The following is a 17777-nucleotide window of genomic DNA, read 5'->3' as shown; positions in this document are numbered from 1 at the left end:
GGCCGGTGGACGCCTCGACGCCGTGTCCACCGACGACCTGATCCTCGCCGGGTTCGCCGCCGGTTCCGCCACCACCATGGTCAACGCGCCGTTCTCCGACGAGCGGTACGGGATCGGCCGCGCAAGGGAGACCTGGAGGGCTGCCATGCCGTCAACAGGATCATGACCGGGATGTACCAGAACGGGACCGCCGAGACGCTGCTCGGCCAGTGGTTCACCACGTCGGGTCTCGAAGTCACCACCACCGTGCCGGAATTCGAAGGCTGCGCCTGAGACACCGGCCTTCCCGTCCCCGGGCCCGGTGCTGTGCAACAGCAGGCCGGCCTAGTCGTACGAGGCGATGGTGCGGGCGTGGGCGCCGAGCACGTGAGCGAACAGCGCCGGGGCGCGCGCGCCGCCGGCGGCGTCCGGGAGCACCTCGGGGGTGAGCGTCCAGTCCGTGCCCACCCACGAGTCGGCGATGGCGCCCTCGCTGGAGGAGAGGTTGTTGCAGGACTGCCGGACCCGCATGGCGCGCACCGACTCGTCCGCCGGGGTGTCGGTCTCCACCAGCAGCACCGGGATCCCGACCAGCGGCCCGTCCTCCACCAGGCGCAGGAGCTGATGCGCCTGCTCCCCGGCGACGGCGGCGCCGGCGTCGAGGATCACCACCAGCCGCACCGGGGGGCCGCCGGCGCCGGACGGCAGGTCGTCGTCCTGGCCGCCGATCCGGCGCAGGTCCACCAGGTCGAGCAGGTACCGGAGCCGCTCGGCCGCCGCCGGCCCGGTCGCCACCCCGCCGCCGAGCAGCCGGGCGCTGGTGACCGGGTCGAACCCGTGCAGCCAGCCGGCGCCCGACAGACCCGCCGCGTCGATCACCTCCAGCCCGGCCACCCCGGGCGGGACGGCGGCGAGGAACCGGGTCGCCAGCGACCAGGCGAAGGCGGCCGAGTCGCCGGGCATCGTGCCCGTCGAGATCCACATGCCGCGCCGCCAGGGCACCCGCAGGACGAGCGGCACCCGCAGATCGGGCAGTTCGGCGGTGGACAGCCGGCCCACCAGCACCCCCTCCGCCAGGTCGGCGCGCGGCTGCCAGGTCAGCCAGGACGGCGCGTCGAACGGCGCGACCTCCGCGGTGACCTGCGGCTCGACCCGGGCAAGCTCGTCGCGCAGCTGCCCGGCGTCGGCCCGGAGCCGCTCGTCGGCCGCCGCCATGAGCTGCTCGAAACGCCCGCGCGGCGCCCGCCCGGAGATCTCCTCGTTGCGGAGCGTGAGCGCGTGCTCGGTCGCGGCGCGGAACGAGGCCAGCGAGCGGCTGGCGTCCTCCCAGACCAGCCAGCACCGTTCCAGATAGCCGACCTCCGCGCTGGACGGCGCCTGCGGCGCGGGCGCCCCCTGCGGAGGGGGCGGCGCCTGCGGAGGGGGCGGCATCTGCGGCGGCCCCGGTGCCCCTCCTTGCGCCGGAGGCGGGACCTGCTGCGCGGGTGGCGGCGCCCCGACGGCGGGGCCCGGCGGCGGGGCGCCCATGCTTCGCCGCCCGGCCCCGCCGGCCGGTTCACCCGGATCGTCCACCTCGACGCCGTGCGCCTCGACCAGCTCGGCCAGCCCGCCGGCGTAGCCCTGCCCGACGGCGCGCACCTTCCACCGGTCGGCCCGGCGATAGACCTCCAGTCCGATGATCGCCTTCTCCGGGCCCAGTCCCGGGACGGTGAACAGGGCCGCCGGGCCGTCGCCGTCCCCGTCTCCGGCGAGCCGGACCTGCGGCGGCGGCATGGACCCGAACGAACCGGTCCCGGACAGGCTGACCGCGATCAGCACCGCCTGGGCGTCGGCGGGCACCGCGTCGAGGTCGAGTTCCAGGCGCTGGCGGCCACCGCCGTCGACCCAGCGGACGCCGGGCGCCTCCGGCGCGTTGAAGAACACCAGGTCGGCGTCGGAGCGCACCCGCAGGTCCGGGCCCACGAGCAGGGCGCTGACGTCCACGGGCAGGGCGCAGGACACGGTGGCGGTCACCCGCCGGGCGGACAGCGGGGCGTTGGCGCCGGGCGAGAGTTCGGTCATCGGCGGTCAGGCGAGCCCGGCGATCGTCGGCAGCATGTCCTGGAACGTGCGGCCGTGGCACGGCTCACCGATCGCGTTCAGCTTCCAGCCGTCGCCGTGACGGTAGATCCGGGCCATCACCATGGCGGTGTGGGTACCGCCGCCGCTCAGCGTGTACCGGGCCATCTCACCGCCGTCCATCTCGTTGACCAGCCGGCAGAAGGCGTTGTCCACCTCGTTGAAGGTCTGCCCGTTGAAGGAGCTGACCGTGAACACCAGCGACGTGACGTGCACCGGCAGGCGGCTCAGATCGACCACCACCGACTCGTCGTCGCCGTCGCCCTGCCCGGTCAGGTTGTCGCCGGTGTGCCGGACGGAGCCGTCGTCGCTGACCAGCTTGCCGAAGTAGACCACGTCGGCGATGTTGCCGTCGGCGAAGAGCACGCAGGATGCGTCGAGGTCGATGTCCCGCTCCCGGGAACCGAAGAAGCCCTTCTTCTTCACCGCGTCCCAGCCGAGGCCCATCCGGACCATGCTCAGCACACCGCCGGGCTTATCCAGCGAGATCCGCTGGCCCTTCACCATCGAGACGGTCACAGCCGTCGCCTCCTTGCTGTCCCCTGTGCCGTGCCGCACCCCAAAGCGCACCGGCCTGAAGGCACCCGGTCGCCACGAAGAGGCGGCCCGGGTGCGAGGAAAGCCTTGCAGCCGAGCCGCCTGTTGTCACCCCATTCGTGGCCGGTCGTCTCCTCGTCAGCGCACGTAGATCTGCGGCTGGGGCGGAGTGGACATGCCGTCCCCGAGGAAGAAGCTCGGGTGCGGCGGCTGGTTGTAGCCGCTGTTCTGCCAGGCCAGCGCGGTCCGGTACTGGGTGTCGTGCAGGAGGGTGTACAGCTTGCGGCCGGTGACCTGCCGCGCGGTGTGGATGCGGAGCCGGGTGTTGTCGGTCGTCGGCCAGACGACCTCCTCACGCCAGTCGCCGAGCAGGTCGCCGCTCAGCGACGGGACCGCCTTGGTGCCGTTGTTGGAGTGCACGCCCTGCGCGGTCAGCAGCCGGGTGTCGCCGGACGGGCCGTACTTGTCGATGCGGGTCCCGTCCAGCAGCTCGCGGACCGGGTCGTCGTCCCACCAGACCAGGAAGTTGGCCGAGGACGGCTTGCGGCCGGCGTTGTTGCCGGTGACGCTGCGCAGTTCGGGGACGGACGCCGACCAGAACTCGGACGCGAGCCGCCCCGCCCAGATGTCACCGGCGACGCCGCGGCCGTTGTCGCAGCACGCGGACGTGGACCACAGGATCCGCCCGTCGCGGGGCTCGATGTAGAGCGAGGACGGCTGGCCGGTGGACTCGCTGACCTTGAAGTACTCCAGTCCGGGGCGGGCGGGGTCGAAGTCGCCGAGGTGCTGGGCGTCGCCGTGCCCGGTGCGGGTCGTCCACAGCCCGCGGCCGTCGTCGTCCACGGTCATGGCGCCGTAGACGATCTCGTCGCGGCCGTCCTGGTCGACGTCGCCGACCGACAGGCTGTGCGATCCCTGGCCGTCGAAGCCGCGGCCGGTGTTGGTGGAGCTGTCGGTGTCGAACGTCCAGCGGCGGGTGAAGCGGCCGTCCCGCCAGTCCCATGCGGCGATCACGCTGCGGGTGTAGTAGCCCCGGGCCATGATCAGGCTCGGCCGGACGCCGTCCAGGTAGGCGGTGCCCGCCAGGAACCGGTCCACGCGGTTGCCGTACGAGTCGCCCCAGTCCGAGACGTCGCCGCGCGGGGGCACGTAGTCGACGGTCTGGAGGGCGGCGCCGGTCCGGCCGTCGAACATGGTCAGGTACTCGGGGCCGTCGAGGATGTATCCGCTGGAGTTGCGGTGGTCGGCGCCGGCGTCGCCGATGACCCTGCCGGTGCCGTCGACGGTGGCGTCGGCGGTCTTCATGGCCACTTCGGCGCGGCCGTCGCCGTCGTAGTCGTACACCTGGAACTGGGTGTAGTGCTGCCCGGCGCGGATGTTGCGGCCCAGGTCGAGCCGCCACAGGCGGGCGCCGTTCAGCCGGTAGGCGTCGATGTGGACGTTGCCGGTGAAGCCGCTCTGCGAGTTGTCCTTGGAGTTGGACGGGTCCCACTTGAGCACGATCTCCAGGCGCCCGTCGCCGTCGAGGTCGCCCACGCTCGCGTCGTTGGCGCTGTAGCCGGAGCCCGGCGGCTGGATCGGCACGTCCAGGTATCCGTCGCCGAACCGGAGGGACGGCTCGGAGGACGGTCCCTCGGTGCCGTTCACGATCGGCCGCACCGTGTAGGAGGCGCCGGCGGGGGCGCCCTCGTCCCAGTGGTTGGTCGAGCCGGCGACGGTGGCGATGCGGGTCGTCCCGCGGTAGAGGGCGAAGGCGGCGCCGGGCGGGTCGGTGCCGAGCAGCCGCCAGCCGACGTAGTTTCCGTTGCCGGACCGGACGCCGATCAGGCCGCGGTCGAGCCGTTCGGCCTGGCGGGCGGCGGCGGCCCGGTGCGCCTCGGCGGGCACGGTGGTGAGCGCGGCGAGCAGTGCCGCCAGGACGATGATCCAGAGTGGTCGGCGCAGTTCGGGAGCCATGCGCGGTTTCCTATTCGAGGTAGAAGGTGGCGTCGCCGCGGGCGGCGGTGGAGTCGGCGGCCTCCAGGTAGAGGAGGGACGAACGCCGCCGGACGTGGCGGCCGGCGAAGTTCACCGACTCCAGGGAGATCCCGGCCGGGTCGGCGAGCCCGGGCCGTCGCCGGAAGGATGCGTCGGCCTCGAAGAGCGTGGTCGCGTCGTCGCGCTCCACCCACATCTCGAAGTCGCGGTGCCTCAGATAGTGGCCGGGGTAATTGGCCGATTCGAGTGACACCGTCCCGTCGCCGGTGAGGCCGGGCACGATCCGGAACTGCGAGTCGGCGAGTTCGGCGACGTCCGCGTCGAGCCGGACCCGGAATCCGTAATGGCGGACGTACAGGCCTGGGCTGCTGTAGGAGGAGAGGCGGTAGGGCGTCACGCCGTCGCTGACGGGAATGCCGAAGTTGGGCGTGCCGTCGGCGTTCCAGTAGAGCTTCTGGATGCGCGTGCGCCGGTTCGGGTCGTCCAGCGGATCGCCGCTGATGTCGCGGTAGTCGCGGTCGTGGTAGACGAGGACGTCGCTCTTCCCGTCCTCGGCGACGGTGAAGGAGTTGTGCCCCGGCCCGTACTGGCTCGTCGCGTCGTTGCTGGTGAAGACGGGGTCGGGGCTCTTGCTCCAGGACGCGGCGTTGAGCGGGTCGGACGAGGCGGAGGCGGTGAGCAGCCCCATGCAGTAGTTGGCGTCGGTGGCGCTGGCCGAGTACGTCATGAACACACGCCCGTTGCGGACGAGCACGGCGGGCCCCTCGTTGACCTTGTAGCCGATCGTCTCCCAGGGCAGCGTCGGCGTGCTCAGCAGCGTGGGCGTCCCGGTAATGGTCCACGGACTGCTCATCCGCGCGATGTAGAGGCCGGAGTTGACGTCACTGCCCGGTGGTTTCTGCGCCCAGACCAGGTAGCGCGTGCCGTTGTGAACGAAGGTGGACGCGTCCAATGAGAAGGTGTCCCACGGGGTGGCCAGCCGGCCTCTTTCGGTCCAGGTCGACGCGAACGCGTCGGCGCCGGAACTCTGCAGGACGTACATCCGGATGCGCCAGACGTCGTCGGAACTCCCGGCGGCGAAGTAGACGTACCACCGGCCGTCGATGAAGTGGATCTCGGGTGCCCAGATGTGCGCCGCCATGTCACCGGTCGCGTGCTTCACCCAGATGACCTTCTCCGGCGCGCTGGACAGGCCCTGGATGGTCGTGGCACGGCGCAGGATGATCCGGTCGTACTCCGGCACGGTCGCGGTGAAGTGGTAGTGGCCGTCGGTGTGCCAGACGATGTGGGGATCGGCGCGCTGCCGCACCAGCGGGTTGGTGTAGCGCACGCCCGGCGGCGCGGGAGCGGCCGCGGCGGCGTCCGGCCATGCCGCGACCCCGGCGGCGGCGGCCGGCATCGCCGCCAGCGTCCGCAGTACGGCCCGGCGGTCGACCTTTCCGGATTCGTTCACGGTTCCTCCTGGCCTCGGCGTGAAAGCGCTTTCACTTAGGGCCTCGACGTTGCCGACGGTGCACTCGTCGAGGCGGGCGTCCTGCTCGGTGCGGCGGCGACGTCGTTCGTCGGGCCCGCCCTGCGGCAGGGGAATGTCCGGTGCGCCGGCGTCATCGGCGGAGAACCGGGGAACGCGCATGCCGACCCGTCGCGCGGCTTCGTTGCCGTAAGGCGACGTGCATGAATGTTTGCGATAACACCTCGCCTCTGTCAATACCCCTGTCACATCATTCGGTGCGCGGGCCGAATGAGCGAGGCCGCCGGAGGCGGCCGGCGGCGGACGACTTCCCTGCTCGCGGGCATCGTCGCGAACGCGGGAACGCTCCAAAGGTTACCGGTACCACAAGCAAGCGCTCGCTTGCTTGTGCGCGCACCGCCGATCCGCTCGATCGCTTCGCCGACTCGACGGGCGCTCGTCGGGAACGAAAGTGCCGGCCTCCGCCCGCGCTCACCGGAGGCGGGGAGTCAACGAACGGACGGGCGGGTCACTCGCCCGTCCCGCCTGCGAGCAGGGCGCGGTGTTGTTCCATCAGGTCGGTGATGGGGCGGGCCGGGCGGCCGGTGAAGCGGCGGACCGTGTCGGTCAGCGGCTCCCCGAAGCCGGCGCGCAGCGACACGCCGAAGGAGACGATCATGCCGCGAACCTCGTCGGGGACGCCCGCGGCGCGCAACTGCGCGTCGAACTCCTCGTCGCCCACGCTGAGGTAGCCGACGGAGCGGCCGGACACCTTGGCGGCGAGCGCGGTGATGTCGGCGAAGCTGAGCAGCTCGGGACCGGTGACGTCGTAGGTCTTGCCCTCGTGACCGGAGGACGTCAGGACCCCGGCGGCGACGGCGGCGCAGTCGTCGCGGTGGACGAAGGCTCCCCGGGCGTGATCGGTGTTGTCCACCAGCATGCCGCGGGCGATCGCCGGCGGCAGGATCTGGGTGACCGGGGTCTCGGCGAAAAGCCCGTTGCGCAGGTACGTCACGTCGAGCCCGGAGCCGTCCAGCAGCTCGTGGGTGCGCAGGTGGTCGGGGACGACCGTGGAGGGGCACGCGGGATCGACCATGATGTAGGAGGTGTAGACGATGTGCCGCACCCCGGCCGCCACGGCCGCGTCGATGGCGTTGCGATGCTGGGTGACGCGGTGGCCGAGCTCGTGCAGGCTGACAAGGAACAGCCGGTCGACGCCCTCGAACGCGGCGGGCAGCGTCTCCGGCCGGTCGTGGTCACCGTGCCGCACGGCCACGCCGTGGTCCGCGAACCCGGCGAGCGCGTCCACGTTCCTGGTGACCAGGACGACGTCATCGGGAGAGACCTTTTCCAGCACGTATTTCGCGGTACCGCGGGCCAGTTGCCCGGACGCGCTGGCTATGGCGATCCTCATCACGGTCCCCGATCGGTCGATTACGGGAGGCAACATTCTCCGGGTCATTCCTTCCGGCATTGCCCGTCACGGTAAACTACTCCCCTCTGCCGCCGCCAGGAGTGCGAGTCACCGAACGTGCCAACCCCACGAGAAGAGAGAACGCCGCTCTCCGGGAGCCCGGTGGAGCCCGCGGCCCGGCGTCCGCTCGTCGACGCCGCCAATCCCTCGTCCGCGCGTGTATATGACTATCTGCTGGGCGGCAAGGACAACTTCGCCACCGACCGGGTCGCCGCGGAAAAAATCGCGCAAGCCTTTCCGGCCATTCGGATCGGCGCCCAGGAGAACCGCAGATTCCTGCTCCGCGGCGTCCGGTACCTCGCCGCCGAGGCCGGAATCCGGCAATTCCTCGACATCGGCACCGGCATTCCGACGTCACCGAACGTGCACGAGGTCGCGCAGGACATCACGCCCGAGGCGCGGATCGCCTACGTCGACAACGACCCGATCGTGCTCGTGCACGCCCGCGCCCTGCTGGTCTCCGACCCCAGGGGGCAGGTCGGCTATCTGGACGCCGACATCCGCGAGCCCCGGTCCATCGTCGACAGCGACCTCGTCCGCAAGATCCTGGATTTCGACGAGCCCATCGCACTGATCTTGAGCGCCATCCTGCATTTCGTCCCCGACGAGCAGCGGCCCGACCAGATCCTCCGGACCTTCGTGGAGGCCCTGCCGCCGGGCAGTTACGTGCTCGCCAGCCACGTGACGGCCGAGCACGAACCGGCGCTGCGTTCGGCGTCGGCCGGATACCGCGACGACGGCGTGCGCACCCAGCCCCGGACCGCCGCCGAGTTCGAGCGGCTCGTCTTCACCGGCCAGGCACTCGAACTCGTCCAGCCCGGGGTGGTCCTGGTGTCGCGGTGGCGCCGCGATCCCGCCGAGCCGTCCGCCCCCACGCCGGCCCAGGTGTCCGCCTACGGCGGCCTCGCCAAGCTCCCCTGACCGACGTGCACCGTGCCGCCTGACGTGCGCCGTGCCTGACGTGCGCGCTAGCGGGGTGTGGTGAGGAGAGCGGCGAGGGCTGCCGTGAACCGGTCGGGGTCGATGTCGGCCGGGGGGCGGCCGAAGAACTCGCGGGACAGGTGGTATCCGGTCAGGGCGGAGACCACGACGGCGAGGAGTGCGTGCGGGTCCTCATGGCCGGGCAGGTCCGGCAGGTCCCGCGTCAGGTGCTCGGCCTCCTCGGCGATGCCCTCGTCCAGGAGCGCGCCACGGATCTTGCGGGTGAGTTCGGGGAACCTGCCGTGTTCGCGGGCCAGCAGAGTGATCAGCGGCCTGATCTGGGCCAGGTAGTCGAGTTGCTGCAGGAGGCGCCGGGTGAGCGCCTCCCGAGGGTCGGCGGTGACGGGGCCGCGTTCGAAGGCTTGGCGGTGCTGCTGGGCGCGGCCCAGTTCCCGTTCGAAGACCTCGCCGAACACGTCCTCCTTCGACCTGAAATGCCGGTAGAAGCTGCCGCTGCCGGGAGACAGCCCGGCCAGTTCCTCGATGTCGGTGACGGTCGTGCCGCCGAAACCGCGCTGCTGGATCAGCGCCAGGGCCGCGTCGAGGATGCGTTCGCGCGTGGTGGATGACACGGACGCAAGGTACCTCTTGCGCATGCAAGAACCTTCTTGCATTGTAGAGGCCCCGGAGAGGAAAGGCCCCCGCCATGCCCGTGTCCCGTGTCCTCCACGCGCCGCCACGTTCCGTCCGCCTCGTGTCAGCCGCACTCCTGGCGATGGCCGGTGTGTCCGCCGTCACCGCTCCCCCCGCGAAGGCGGCGGACCCGGCAGGGGTCATCGTCGTCTCACCCGACGAGCAGAACTGGGTGTTCCGGGACGGCGACGGCCGCGAGGTGACGCTGCGCGGCTTCAACGTCTCGGGGAGCACCAAGCTCTACGAGAACGACCTGCTGCCCTTCCGCAGCGCCGCGGACGCCGCCGAGTCGGCGCAGGCGATGCGGGATCTGACCGGGGCCAACGCGATCCGCTTCCTGATCAGCTGGGAGGGGGTCCAGCCGGCCCCCGACCGGATCGACCACGCCTACCTCGACCGGGCCATCGCGCAGATCAGGGCGTTCACCGACCGCGGCTTCCGTGTGCTCCTGGACTACCACCAGGACCTGTACTCCTCCCACCTGTTCAACGAGGGCAGCTGGTACACCGGGGACGGCGCCCCCGAATGGGTGATCGAGGCGGGTGACTATCCGAAGGAGTCGTGCGGCATCTGCCTGCTGTGGGGGCAGAACATGCAGACCAACGCCGCCGTGCGCGAGGCCGCCTACGACTTCTGGCGCAACCGCGTGCTCACCACGTCCGCCGGGCCGATCGGCGTCCAGGACGCTTTCATCACCCAGGCCAAGGCGACCATGAGCTACCTCGAACAGCGGCTTCCGCGGCAGGCGTTCGACAGCATCGTCGGGTTCGACCCCTTCAACGAGCCGTTCGACGGCGGCCTGGACGGCGGGTCCGGCCTGGACTGGGAGAAGGCATACCTGATGCCCTTCTACCAGCGTTTCCGCACCGCCATGGACGAATCGGGCTGGGCCGCCAAGCCCGCCTTCGTCGAGCCGCTGGTCTTCTGGAACACCGGCTTCTTCGAGCAGGGCGGCATGTCGTCGATCGGCCGGCTGGGGACCCGGATGGTCTTCAACAGCCACTACTACGACGGGGCGCGGATGACCCTCGACCCGTCCCCCGCGTCCGACGGAACCTACGCCGCGCCGATGAACGAGATCCGGCGGCGCGCCACGGAACTGGGGACGGCGCCGTTCATCTCCGAGTTCGGCAACAAGCTCGACGACGACCGCACCCCGTGGATGATCCGCGCGATGTACCAGGCGATGGACCACGGCGTCCCCGGCCGCACCTGGTGGAACGAGCCGGCCGACGGCGGCACCGTCCTGTCGGCCATCCAGTGGCACTGGGACATCTACCACGACCGCCACCACGAGCTGATGAACGGCAACCCCCGCAAGGTGCAGACCGACGGCGACGGGTGGAACGACGAGAACCACTCGGTCGTGGCCGTCGACGACGAGGGCGACGTCACGCTCAGGCTGGACCGGCGCGTCCTGGACCGGCTCTACCCCGCCGCCGTGAACGGCGACACCCTGGCGTTCGCGTTCGAGGACCTGGCCCGCTCCGGCTACGGCGGCGCCGGGCAGCAGCAGGCGTGGCTCACCGTCCCGTCCTCGCTGCCCGCCGTGGCCGACCTGGTCGGCGGCCGCCAGTTCGGCGTCCTCGCATGGAAGGGGTCGGCGACCGAGGCCCCCACCGACCTGCACCTTCCGGGGTCCTTCGCCCCGGCCGGCACCACGGTCGTCAGCGACCTCGGCGCGCTCAGCGGCCTGCCCGCGTCCGGTCCGATCAAGGCGACGCGCGAACCCGGCTCGTCCTCGGCGCACCGGCTGCAGCTCACGCCGGCGGGCGACTCCGCGGCGGCGGTGCATTTCGCGCTCGTCGTCAACACCACGACCGGCTCACCGGTGACGCCCGCTCAGCTGGCCGCGGCCCGCGCCGAACTCTCCTCCTGGGCGACCAGCCACTTCCCCGCCGGCTGACCCTCGGGGAAGGGCACGCCGGGCAGGCGGAGCAGCGGGGTGATGACGCAATGCGGAGGGCGGTCGATCATTGGAAGACGACGGTCCGGTTGCCGCTGACCGCGATCCGGTTCTCGCTGTGCCAGAGCACCGCGCGCGCCAGGGCGCGGCACTCCGCCTCCCGGCCGCGGGTGGCGAGCTGGTCCGGGTTCAGCGAGTGGTCCACGCGGATCAGTTCCTGCTCGATGATCGGGCCCTCGTCCAGGTCCGCGGTGACGTAGTGCGCGGTCGCCCCGATGAACTTCACGCCGCGCGCGTGCGCCTGGTGGTAGGGGCGGGCGCCCTTGAAGCTCGGCAGCATCGAATGGTGGATGTTGATCGCCCGCCCTTCCAGCCGCTTGCACAGGTCGTCGGAGAGGATCTGCATGTAGCGGGCCAGAACGACCAGGTCGACGCGTTCCTCGCGGACGATGTCGAGCAGCCCCGCCTCGGCCTCCGGCTTGGTGTCCGGCGTGACCGGGATGTGCCGGAACGGCACTCCGAAGCCGTCGGCCAGCCGGCCGAGGTCGGGGTGGTTCGACACGACGGCCACCACGTCGAGGTCGAGCTCGCCTATCGAGTTGCGGAACAGCAGGTCGTTGAGGCAGTGCGCGAACCTGCTCACCATGACGACCACACGGAGGCGCTCGGCGGTATCGGCCAGCCGCCAGGTCATGCCGAACCGGGCGGCGATGTCCTCCATGTCCCGGCGCAGCACGCCGAAGTCGAGCGGCGCCCCGTCAATGCGGGCGAACTCGACCCGCATGAAGAACGTGCCGCTGGTCGAGCTTCCGAACTGCTGGCTCTGCACGATGGTGCAGTCGCGCCGCACCAGCAGTTCGGAGATCGTGTAGACGATGCCCGGCGCGTCCGGGCAGGAGAGCAGCAGGACGCCGTGCGGGGCGTCGGTGGTGAGGGTCATGGCGCCTCCAAGAGCGAATCGTTCGAATCGGGCAGGGGAACGGGGTCCCGTCAGCCGGCCGCCCGGCGAGCAGCCGCGCCGCCGCGACGGTGTTGCGCAGGAGACCCACGTCGGTCACCGGGCCCACCCCGCCGGGTACCTGAGCGCTCATCAGTTCTGCAGCTCCTCGGGGATGGACGCTCACGGGCCGGCGCGATCACCGGCGGGGACGGCCCGTGGGACGTCGTGGATGCCGGGTCCCCGGCGGCGGTGGTCAGGACAGGCGGGAGAGCCACCCCTGGCGCCAGGCCTCCGTGCTCTCCAGCTCGTTGAACGTGAACACGTGGAAGCCCCGCAGGTTGTTGTCGCTTTCACTGAGCGCGGGTGTGAGGCGCTCGACCAGCCTGTTCGGGCTGTAACCGCCGGGCAGGAAGAAGCGCCAGAACATGCTCTGCTGCTTCTTCAGGAACCGGGCGGACTGCCCCAGCCCCAGACCGGCCGAAACGCGGATCAGCTTCTGCCGGCCGATCGCGCCGGGGACACCGACCCGGATCGGCAGTCCCACACCGCGTGATCGCACCTTGCGCGCCCACCGGACCGTGGTCGCGGCGTCGAAGCACAGCTGCGTGATGATCTGCGTCGCGTACGGCGTCTTGGCTTCGAGGGCCCGCTCGATCAGGTCGCCGCCGATCTGCCCGTGCCCCTCGGGGTAGCCGCCGATCCCGACGGACGCGAACGTGTGCCCGGTGTTCTTCAGGCCCTCCAGGAGGCTCAGCGCGTCCGGGAACCTCCCCGAGGGCTCCGGCGCGTCGCCGCCGATGACGAAAACGTCGTCCACACCGGCCTCGCGGAGCCGCGCGGCGATGTCGGTCAGGTGTGCCTCGTCCCGTACCAGCCGCGCCGCGAGATGGGGTGCCGCCCGGTACCCGTGGCGCCGGAGCCGCACGGCCAGGTCGATGGTCGGGCCGAGGCCCTTCGCCTCGGTCGTGGTGACCGTGAGCGCCACGTCCGCCGGGACGTGCGCGAGCACCTTCTCCTCCGCGGTCTTGAACGGCAGGACCTCGTAGGTGGCGTTCTTCAGCGCGTCGGCCACGTCGGCCTTCGCCGGCCGGGCCGACGGGAGACTCTCGGAAATCATGAACCTCGTGACCCCCGGATCAAGCCGTCCGCGCGGCGCGGTTGTCGAAGAGCGCCAGGCCCGCGGCCGTGTTGGACGCGGGCACGTGGTACACGGTGTGCACCTTGCGGACCTGCTCGTTCATCGCGCCGCGCATGACGAGCCACATGATCAGCTCGATGCCCTCGGAGCCGGCCTGGCGGATGTAGTCCTCCCGGCTCATCGCCGCCAGCTTCTCCGGGTCCTTCTCGATGGCCTCAAGGAACATGTGGTCGAACGTGGGGTTGATGAACCCGGCCCGCGCTCCGGCCAGTTGGTGCGACATCCCGCCGGTGCCGAGTATGCCGACCGTCCGGGCGCCGTCGAAGCCCGCGATGGCGCGTCCGAGCGCCTTGCCCAGGGCGTGGCAGCGCGCGGCGGTCGGCTGCGGGTAGTGGATGACGTTGACCATGATCGGGATCACCGGGCACGGCCAGGCGTCGCCCGGGTCCGGGGTCCAGACCGACAGCGGGACGGTGAAGCCGTGGTCGACGTCGAGGTCCTGGAAGACGGTCAGGTCGAAGCCCTCGTCCATCAGGCTCTCCAGGATGTGGAAGGAGAACTCGGGCGCGCCGTCGACGTCGGGCACGGGGCGGCGGCCGAAGCCCTCGTCGGCCACCCGGTACCTGTCGGCCGTCCCGATGGCGAAGGTGGGCACGATGTCGAGGTCGACGCCGTTGGCGTGGTCGTTGTAGATCAGGATGGCCACGTCAGGGGTGTTGCGGGCGAGCCAGTCGCGGGCCGGCCCGTAACCGTCGAACAGCGGCGCCCAGAGCGGGTCCCCCGTCAGCCCGCGGTCCATGGCGGCGCCGATGGACGGGACGTGCGAGGTCGCCAGCCCCCAGATCACCTCAGACATCGGTCCGTCCTCCCGCCCGCATGGCCGCCTTGAAGTCGTCCTCGGTCATGCCGGTGAAGACTCCGCCGAGGTACTGCATGGAAAGGCCGTCCATCATCGCGAGCTTGTAGATGTAGAAAATGTTGCCGCCGAGGTCGAGCATCGCCTGCCAGTCGCGGCCGAGAACCGCCTCCGTCTGCTCTTCCGAAAGGCCGAAATGGTGGCAGTAGGCCGTTTCACCGGCAAGGAACTCCTCCCGCGCGGCCTGGTCCCGCAGCGACATGAACAGCCTGTTCATGTTGCGCCCGCGGCGGCCGGCGGGGCCGTCGAAGATGTAGGTCCCCGGCAGGTCCGGCCTGCTCCGACTGCTCATTGGGCGCTCCCCTGACTCGGGCTGCGCGCGGCGCGGAGGCCGCGGCGGCGGTCGGCTCCGACGCTAAGGCGGAGCGGACGTCCAGCCATCACGCACTTGTCCCGACTGCGGGCGGCCGCCCTGCCGAGTAGAGGCCGCGACAAATGACGTACCCGCCGTTTTCTACGTCATTTGTCGCGGCCGCGGGTTCCATCCTGGCCGTCCCGCTTCCGCCATTCCTCGGTTCTGCGGGGCTCGCGGCGTCCCTAGCGTGGGCCAGTAGGCCGCTGACCATGGCAACGCGAGTGAGAACGGGTAGCACATGAGCGCGAAGAACCTGCAGGACGTCCTGGACCGGTCGGGCGACACCGTTGAACTGCTCCGGAATTCCCAGCTGGGCGCCTACATCTACCCGGTCGTCCCGGCCGAGTTCACGAACTTCCGCCGCGAGGTCATCGCCTGGCAGACGACGGCGGTCCTCTACGACCAGACCCACCACATGGTCAACCTGTGGATCTCCGGGCCGGACGCCCTGAAGCTGTTCACCGACACCGGCGTCAACAGCACGGCGAAGTTCCCGGTGGACTCCGCCAAGCAGTTCGTCCCAGTCTCACCGGAAGGCGGCGTCATCGGCGACGGCATCCTGTTCCGGCTCGCCGAGGAGGAGTTCGTCTTCGTCGGCCGCGCGCCCGTGGCCAACTGGCTGACGTTCAAGGGGAGCAGCGGATACAACGTCGACATCCGCCAGGATGACCGCTCACCCTCGCGGCCCTACGGCAAGCCGGTCACCCGCGACGTCTGGCGCTTCCAGATCCAGGGGCCGCGCGCGTGGGACGTCATCGAGAAGGTCAACGGAGGACCTGTCGAGCGGGTCCGCTTCTTCAAGATGGGCTACCTGAACGTGGCCGGCGACCGGGTCCGCACGCTGCGGCACGGCATGGCCGGCGCGCCGGGCCTGGAGCTCTGGGGTCCGTACGAGACCTACGACAAGGTCCGTGAGGCGATCCTTGAGGCCGGCCGCGAGTTCGGCATGGAGCCGGCCGGTGCGCGCGCGTACTCCTGCAACACCCTGGAGTCCGGCTGGATCCCGTCGCCGCTGCCCGCCATCTACACCGGCGAGGAGCTGCGCCCCTACCGCGAGTGGCTGGGCGCGGACAGCTACGAAGCGGTGAATGCCCTGGCCGGCAGCTTCATCTCTGACAGGATCCAGGACTACTACCTCAACCCGTGGGAGCTCGGCTACGGCGGGTTCGTGAAGTACGACCACGACTTCGTCGGCCGGAGCGCGCTGGAGGCCGTCGACCCGGACACCCAGCGGCGCAAGGTCACCCTCGCGTGGAACGCCGAGGACGTCGCCAAGCTCCTGGCCTCCCCCGTCGACCCCGAGGGCCCCGGCTACCAGTTCTTCGACCTGCCCAACGCCAACTACGGATCGTCGAACTTCGACGCGGTACTGGATGCGGACGGGAACACCGTCGGCCTGTCGCTGTTCACCGGCTACAGCGCGAACGAGCGCAAGGCGCTCTCGCTGGCGACGGTCAACCCGGACGTCCCGCTCGGCGCCGAGGTGCGCGTCATCTGGGGCGAGCCGGACGGCGGCTCCAGGAAGACCACCGTCCAGCCGCACGAGCAGCTCGCGGTGCGCGCGATCGTGAGCCCGGCCCCCTACACGGTCATGGCCCGGGAGACCTACCAGCCCGGATGGCGCACCGCCGCAAAGGTCTGACCCCGCACGCAGACGACGGCGCCGGTCTCCCGGTCGGGGAGGCCGGCGCCGGCGTCATCCAGCCGGTCGCCGGGGCGACCGCCGCCAGGGAGCCGGGCCGGTATCCCGCCTCGCCCGCACGGAGCCGACGAGCGGTTCGGTGTATGCCGTCGCGGTTTCGAGGGCTACGCGGGGAAGCCGACGGAGTGGGTGTCCATGAACTCGCGGATCCCCTCGATGCCCATCTCCCGGCCCATGCCGCTCTGGTTGAAGCCCCCGAAGGGCGCGCGCTCGTCGAGGTGGCCGGCGCCGTGGGCGTTGACGAAGGTGTAGCCGGTGCGCAGGCGTGCCGCGAGCGCGGCGGCGCGGTCCAGGTCGGACGTCCAGACCGAGGAGCACAGCCCCGACCAGCCGTCGTCGGCGCGGGCGACCGCGTCGTCGAACGGCAGGATCGGGAGGGTGGGGCCGAACTGCTCCTCGGTCACGACGCGGGCGTCGCCCGGCGGGTCGAGCACGAGTGAGGGCCTGATGAAGTTGCCGCGGGTCAGGTCCGCGCCGTCGGCCGCCTCGCCGAACTCGCGGACCTCGGCGCCGCTGTCGCGGGCCTGGGCGAGGAGTTCCCGGACGTAGTCCAGCTGCCGAGGGCTGTGCAGCGGCCCCATCGTCACCTGCTCGTCCAGGCCGTGGCCCAGCCGTGTGGTCTCCAGGAGCGCCGACAGGCCCTCGACGACCTCGTCGTAGCGGGAGCGGTGCACGTAGAGGCGCTTCAGTGCCATGCAGATCTGGCCGGTCGAGTCGAACGTCCCGGAGAACAGGCGCCGCATGGGCTCCGGCCCGAGGTCGGCGTCGGCCAGGACGATCCCCGGGTCGTTGCCGCCCAGTTCCAGCGCCACCCGGGTCAGCGACGGCGCGGCCATCGACATGATCCGCCTGCCCCCGGCGACGCTGCCGGTGAAGCAGACCTTCCTGACCCGGGCGTCCTCGATCAGCGCGGCGCCGATCTCGTCGTCGGCGCCGGTCACGACGTTGAGGACCCCGGGGGGAAGCGCCTGCGCCACCTGCCGGACGACGTGGACCGCGGCCAGCGGCGTGGTGGGCGGCGGCTTCACGACGACGGTGTTGCCGGCCAGCAGGGCCTGGGGCAGCGAGGCCGCCAGGATCGCCAGCGGCCAGTTGAACGGCACGATGATCGTGACGACGCCCAGCGGCAGATACGAGATCTCCGTCCGGACCGGCGGAGCCGCCAGCCGGGTCACGTGGCCGACCTGGTCCGCCAGTTCGGCGGCCAGGCGGAAGCGCTTCTCGAACACGATGCAGTCGATGACCGACTCCATCCGGATCTTCCCGTTCTCCCGGGTGAGGATCTCCGCCGCCACCGGCCGGTCGGCCTCCAGCGGCGCGAGCGCGGCGATCAGCAGCCCGGCGCGCTCCCGCGGGGTGCGGGCGGCCCAGGCGGGGAACGCCCGGTCGGCCGCGGCGACGGCGTCGGAGGCCTGCTCGGCGCCGGCGGCCGCGGCGTACCCCACCACCGACACCCCGTCGGCGGGGTCGATGACCCGCAGGGTGTCGTCCGCCGTCCGGCTCTCGCCGTCGATGAAGAGGTCGGTCTTGATCTCGGGAAGCTGATCCAGCGGCATCATCGGCGCTCACACCTCGGCGATCGGAGACGGGGAAGACGGGCCCCGGGTGTTCGAGGCTTGGCTCGGAGAGTAGTCGGCCCGCAAATCGGAAGTATCCGCTGAATGACCGCCT

Annotated in this window: 15 protein-coding genes; 4 read left to right on the top strand and 11 right to left on the bottom strand. The window is 71.1% G+C overall.

Going from position 1 to position 17777, the window contains the following annotated elements; translation table 11 throughout:
* The first annotated feature begins 22 nt into the window (after positions 1–22).
* Complete coding sequence (locus ACTWPP_RS03940) at positions 23–166, top strand: hypothetical protein (protein WP_443102664.1); 144 nt, start codon at positions 23–25, stop codon at positions 164–166.
* Positions 167–324: 158 nt separating this feature from the next.
* Here ACTWPP_RS03940 and ACTWPP_RS03935 read toward each other — a convergent pair whose 3' ends face one another.
* The 5 genes from ACTWPP_RS03935 to ACTWPP_RS03915 form a co-directional block, all read right to left on the bottom strand.
* On the bottom strand, positions 325–2040 hold the full coding sequence (locus ACTWPP_RS03935) for a TerD family protein (protein ID WP_443102663.1): 1716 nt from the start codon (positions 2038–2040) through the stop codon (positions 325–327).
* A gap of 6 nt (positions 2041–2046) precedes the next feature.
* Complete coding sequence (locus tag ACTWPP_RS03930) at positions 2047–2616, bottom strand: TerD family protein (RefSeq protein ID WP_443102662.1); 570 nt, start codon at positions 2614–2616, stop codon at positions 2047–2049.
* Positions 2617–2772: 156 nt separating this feature from the next.
* Complete coding sequence (locus ACTWPP_RS03925; RefSeq protein ID WP_443102661.1) at positions 2773–4590, bottom strand: rhamnogalacturonan lyase; 1818 nt, start codon at positions 4588–4590, stop codon at positions 2773–2775.
* 10 nt (positions 4591–4600) lie between these two features.
* On the bottom strand, positions 4601–6064 hold the full coding sequence (locus ACTWPP_RS03920; protein WP_443102660.1) for a family 43 glycosylhydrolase: 1464 nt from the start codon (positions 6062–6064) through the stop codon (positions 4601–4603).
* 526 nt (positions 6065–6590) lie between these two features.
* Positions 6591–7475: an SDR family oxidoreductase gene (locus ACTWPP_RS03915; RefSeq protein ID WP_443102659.1), complete on the bottom strand. Its 885-nt coding sequence runs from the start codon at positions 7473–7475 to the stop codon at positions 6591–6593.
* A gap of 162 nt (positions 7476–7637) precedes the next feature.
* On the opposite strand from ACTWPP_RS03915, the gene ACTWPP_RS03910 reads away from it, so the two are divergent.
* Positions 7638–8456 carry an SAM-dependent methyltransferase gene (locus ACTWPP_RS03910; protein WP_443102658.1) on the top strand — a complete coding sequence of 273 codons (819 nt, stop codon included), beginning with the start codon at positions 7638–7640 and terminating at the stop codon, positions 8454–8456.
* A gap of 47 nt (positions 8457–8503) precedes the next feature.
* On the opposite strand, the gene ACTWPP_RS03905 is transcribed toward ACTWPP_RS03910, so the two are convergent.
* A complete protein-coding gene (locus tag ACTWPP_RS03905; RefSeq protein ID WP_443102657.1) occupies positions 8504–9088 on the bottom strand; it encodes a TetR/AcrR family transcriptional regulator in 585 nt (194 codons plus the stop codon).
* 122 nt (positions 9089–9210) lie between these two features.
* Here ACTWPP_RS03905 and ACTWPP_RS03900 point away from each other — a divergent pair, with 122 nt between their 5' ends.
* Positions 9211–11055 (top strand): cellulase family glycosylhydrolase, encoded by a 1845-nt coding sequence (locus ACTWPP_RS03900; RefSeq protein ID WP_443102656.1) that lies wholly within the window; start codon positions 9211–9213, stop codon positions 11053–11055.
* 67 nt (positions 11056–11122) lie between these two features.
* Here the strand turns inward: ACTWPP_RS03900 and purU are convergent, their stop codons facing one another.
* The 4 genes from purU to ACTWPP_RS03880 form a co-directional block, all read right to left on the bottom strand.
* Entirely contained in the window at positions 11123–11995 is an 873-nt protein-coding gene (gene purU, locus ACTWPP_RS03895; protein ID WP_443102655.1) for a formyltetrahydrofolate deformylase, read from the bottom strand.
* Between the two features lie 253 nt (positions 11996–12248).
* Positions 12249–13112, bottom strand: a complete 864-nt coding sequence (locus ACTWPP_RS03890) for a methylenetetrahydrofolate reductase (RefSeq protein ID WP_443102654.1) — start codon at positions 13110–13112, stop codon at positions 12249–12251.
* A gap of 19 nt (positions 13113–13131) precedes the next feature.
* On the bottom strand, positions 13132–13989 hold the full coding sequence (locus ACTWPP_RS03885; RefSeq protein ID WP_443102653.1) for a class III extradiol dioxygenase subunit beta: 858 nt from the start codon (positions 13987–13989) through the stop codon (positions 13132–13134).
* Positions 13982–14341 carry a hypothetical protein gene (locus tag ACTWPP_RS03880; protein WP_443102652.1) on the bottom strand — a complete coding sequence of 120 codons (360 nt, stop codon included), beginning with the start codon at positions 14339–14341 and terminating at the stop codon, positions 13982–13984. Before ACTWPP_RS03880 ends, ACTWPP_RS03885 begins: the two co-directional genes overlap by 8 nt.
* Positions 14342–14642: 301 nt before the next feature.
* Here ACTWPP_RS03880 and ligM point away from each other — a divergent pair, with 301 nt between their 5' ends.
* Positions 14643–16046 carry a vanillate/3-O-methylgallate O-demethylase gene (ligM, locus tag ACTWPP_RS03875; RefSeq protein WP_443102651.1) on the top strand — a complete coding sequence of 468 codons (1404 nt, stop codon included), beginning with the start codon at positions 14643–14645 and terminating at the stop codon, positions 16044–16046.
* A gap of 164 nt (positions 16047–16210) precedes the next feature.
* On the opposite strand, the gene ACTWPP_RS03870 is transcribed toward ligM, so the two are convergent.
* Complete coding sequence (locus ACTWPP_RS03870) at positions 16211–17665, bottom strand: aldehyde dehydrogenase family protein (RefSeq protein WP_443102650.1); 1455 nt, start codon at positions 17663–17665, stop codon at positions 16211–16213.
* Positions 17666–17777 lie beyond the last annotated feature (112 nt).

The sequence above is a fragment of the Actinomadura sp. 3N407 genome (assembly GCF_052245875.1).
In the GTDB taxonomy this organism is placed as follows: domain Bacteria; phylum Actinomycetota; class Actinomycetes; order Streptosporangiales; family Streptosporangiaceae; genus Spirillospora.
This window is presented reverse-complemented; position numbering and strand designations above follow the sequence as displayed.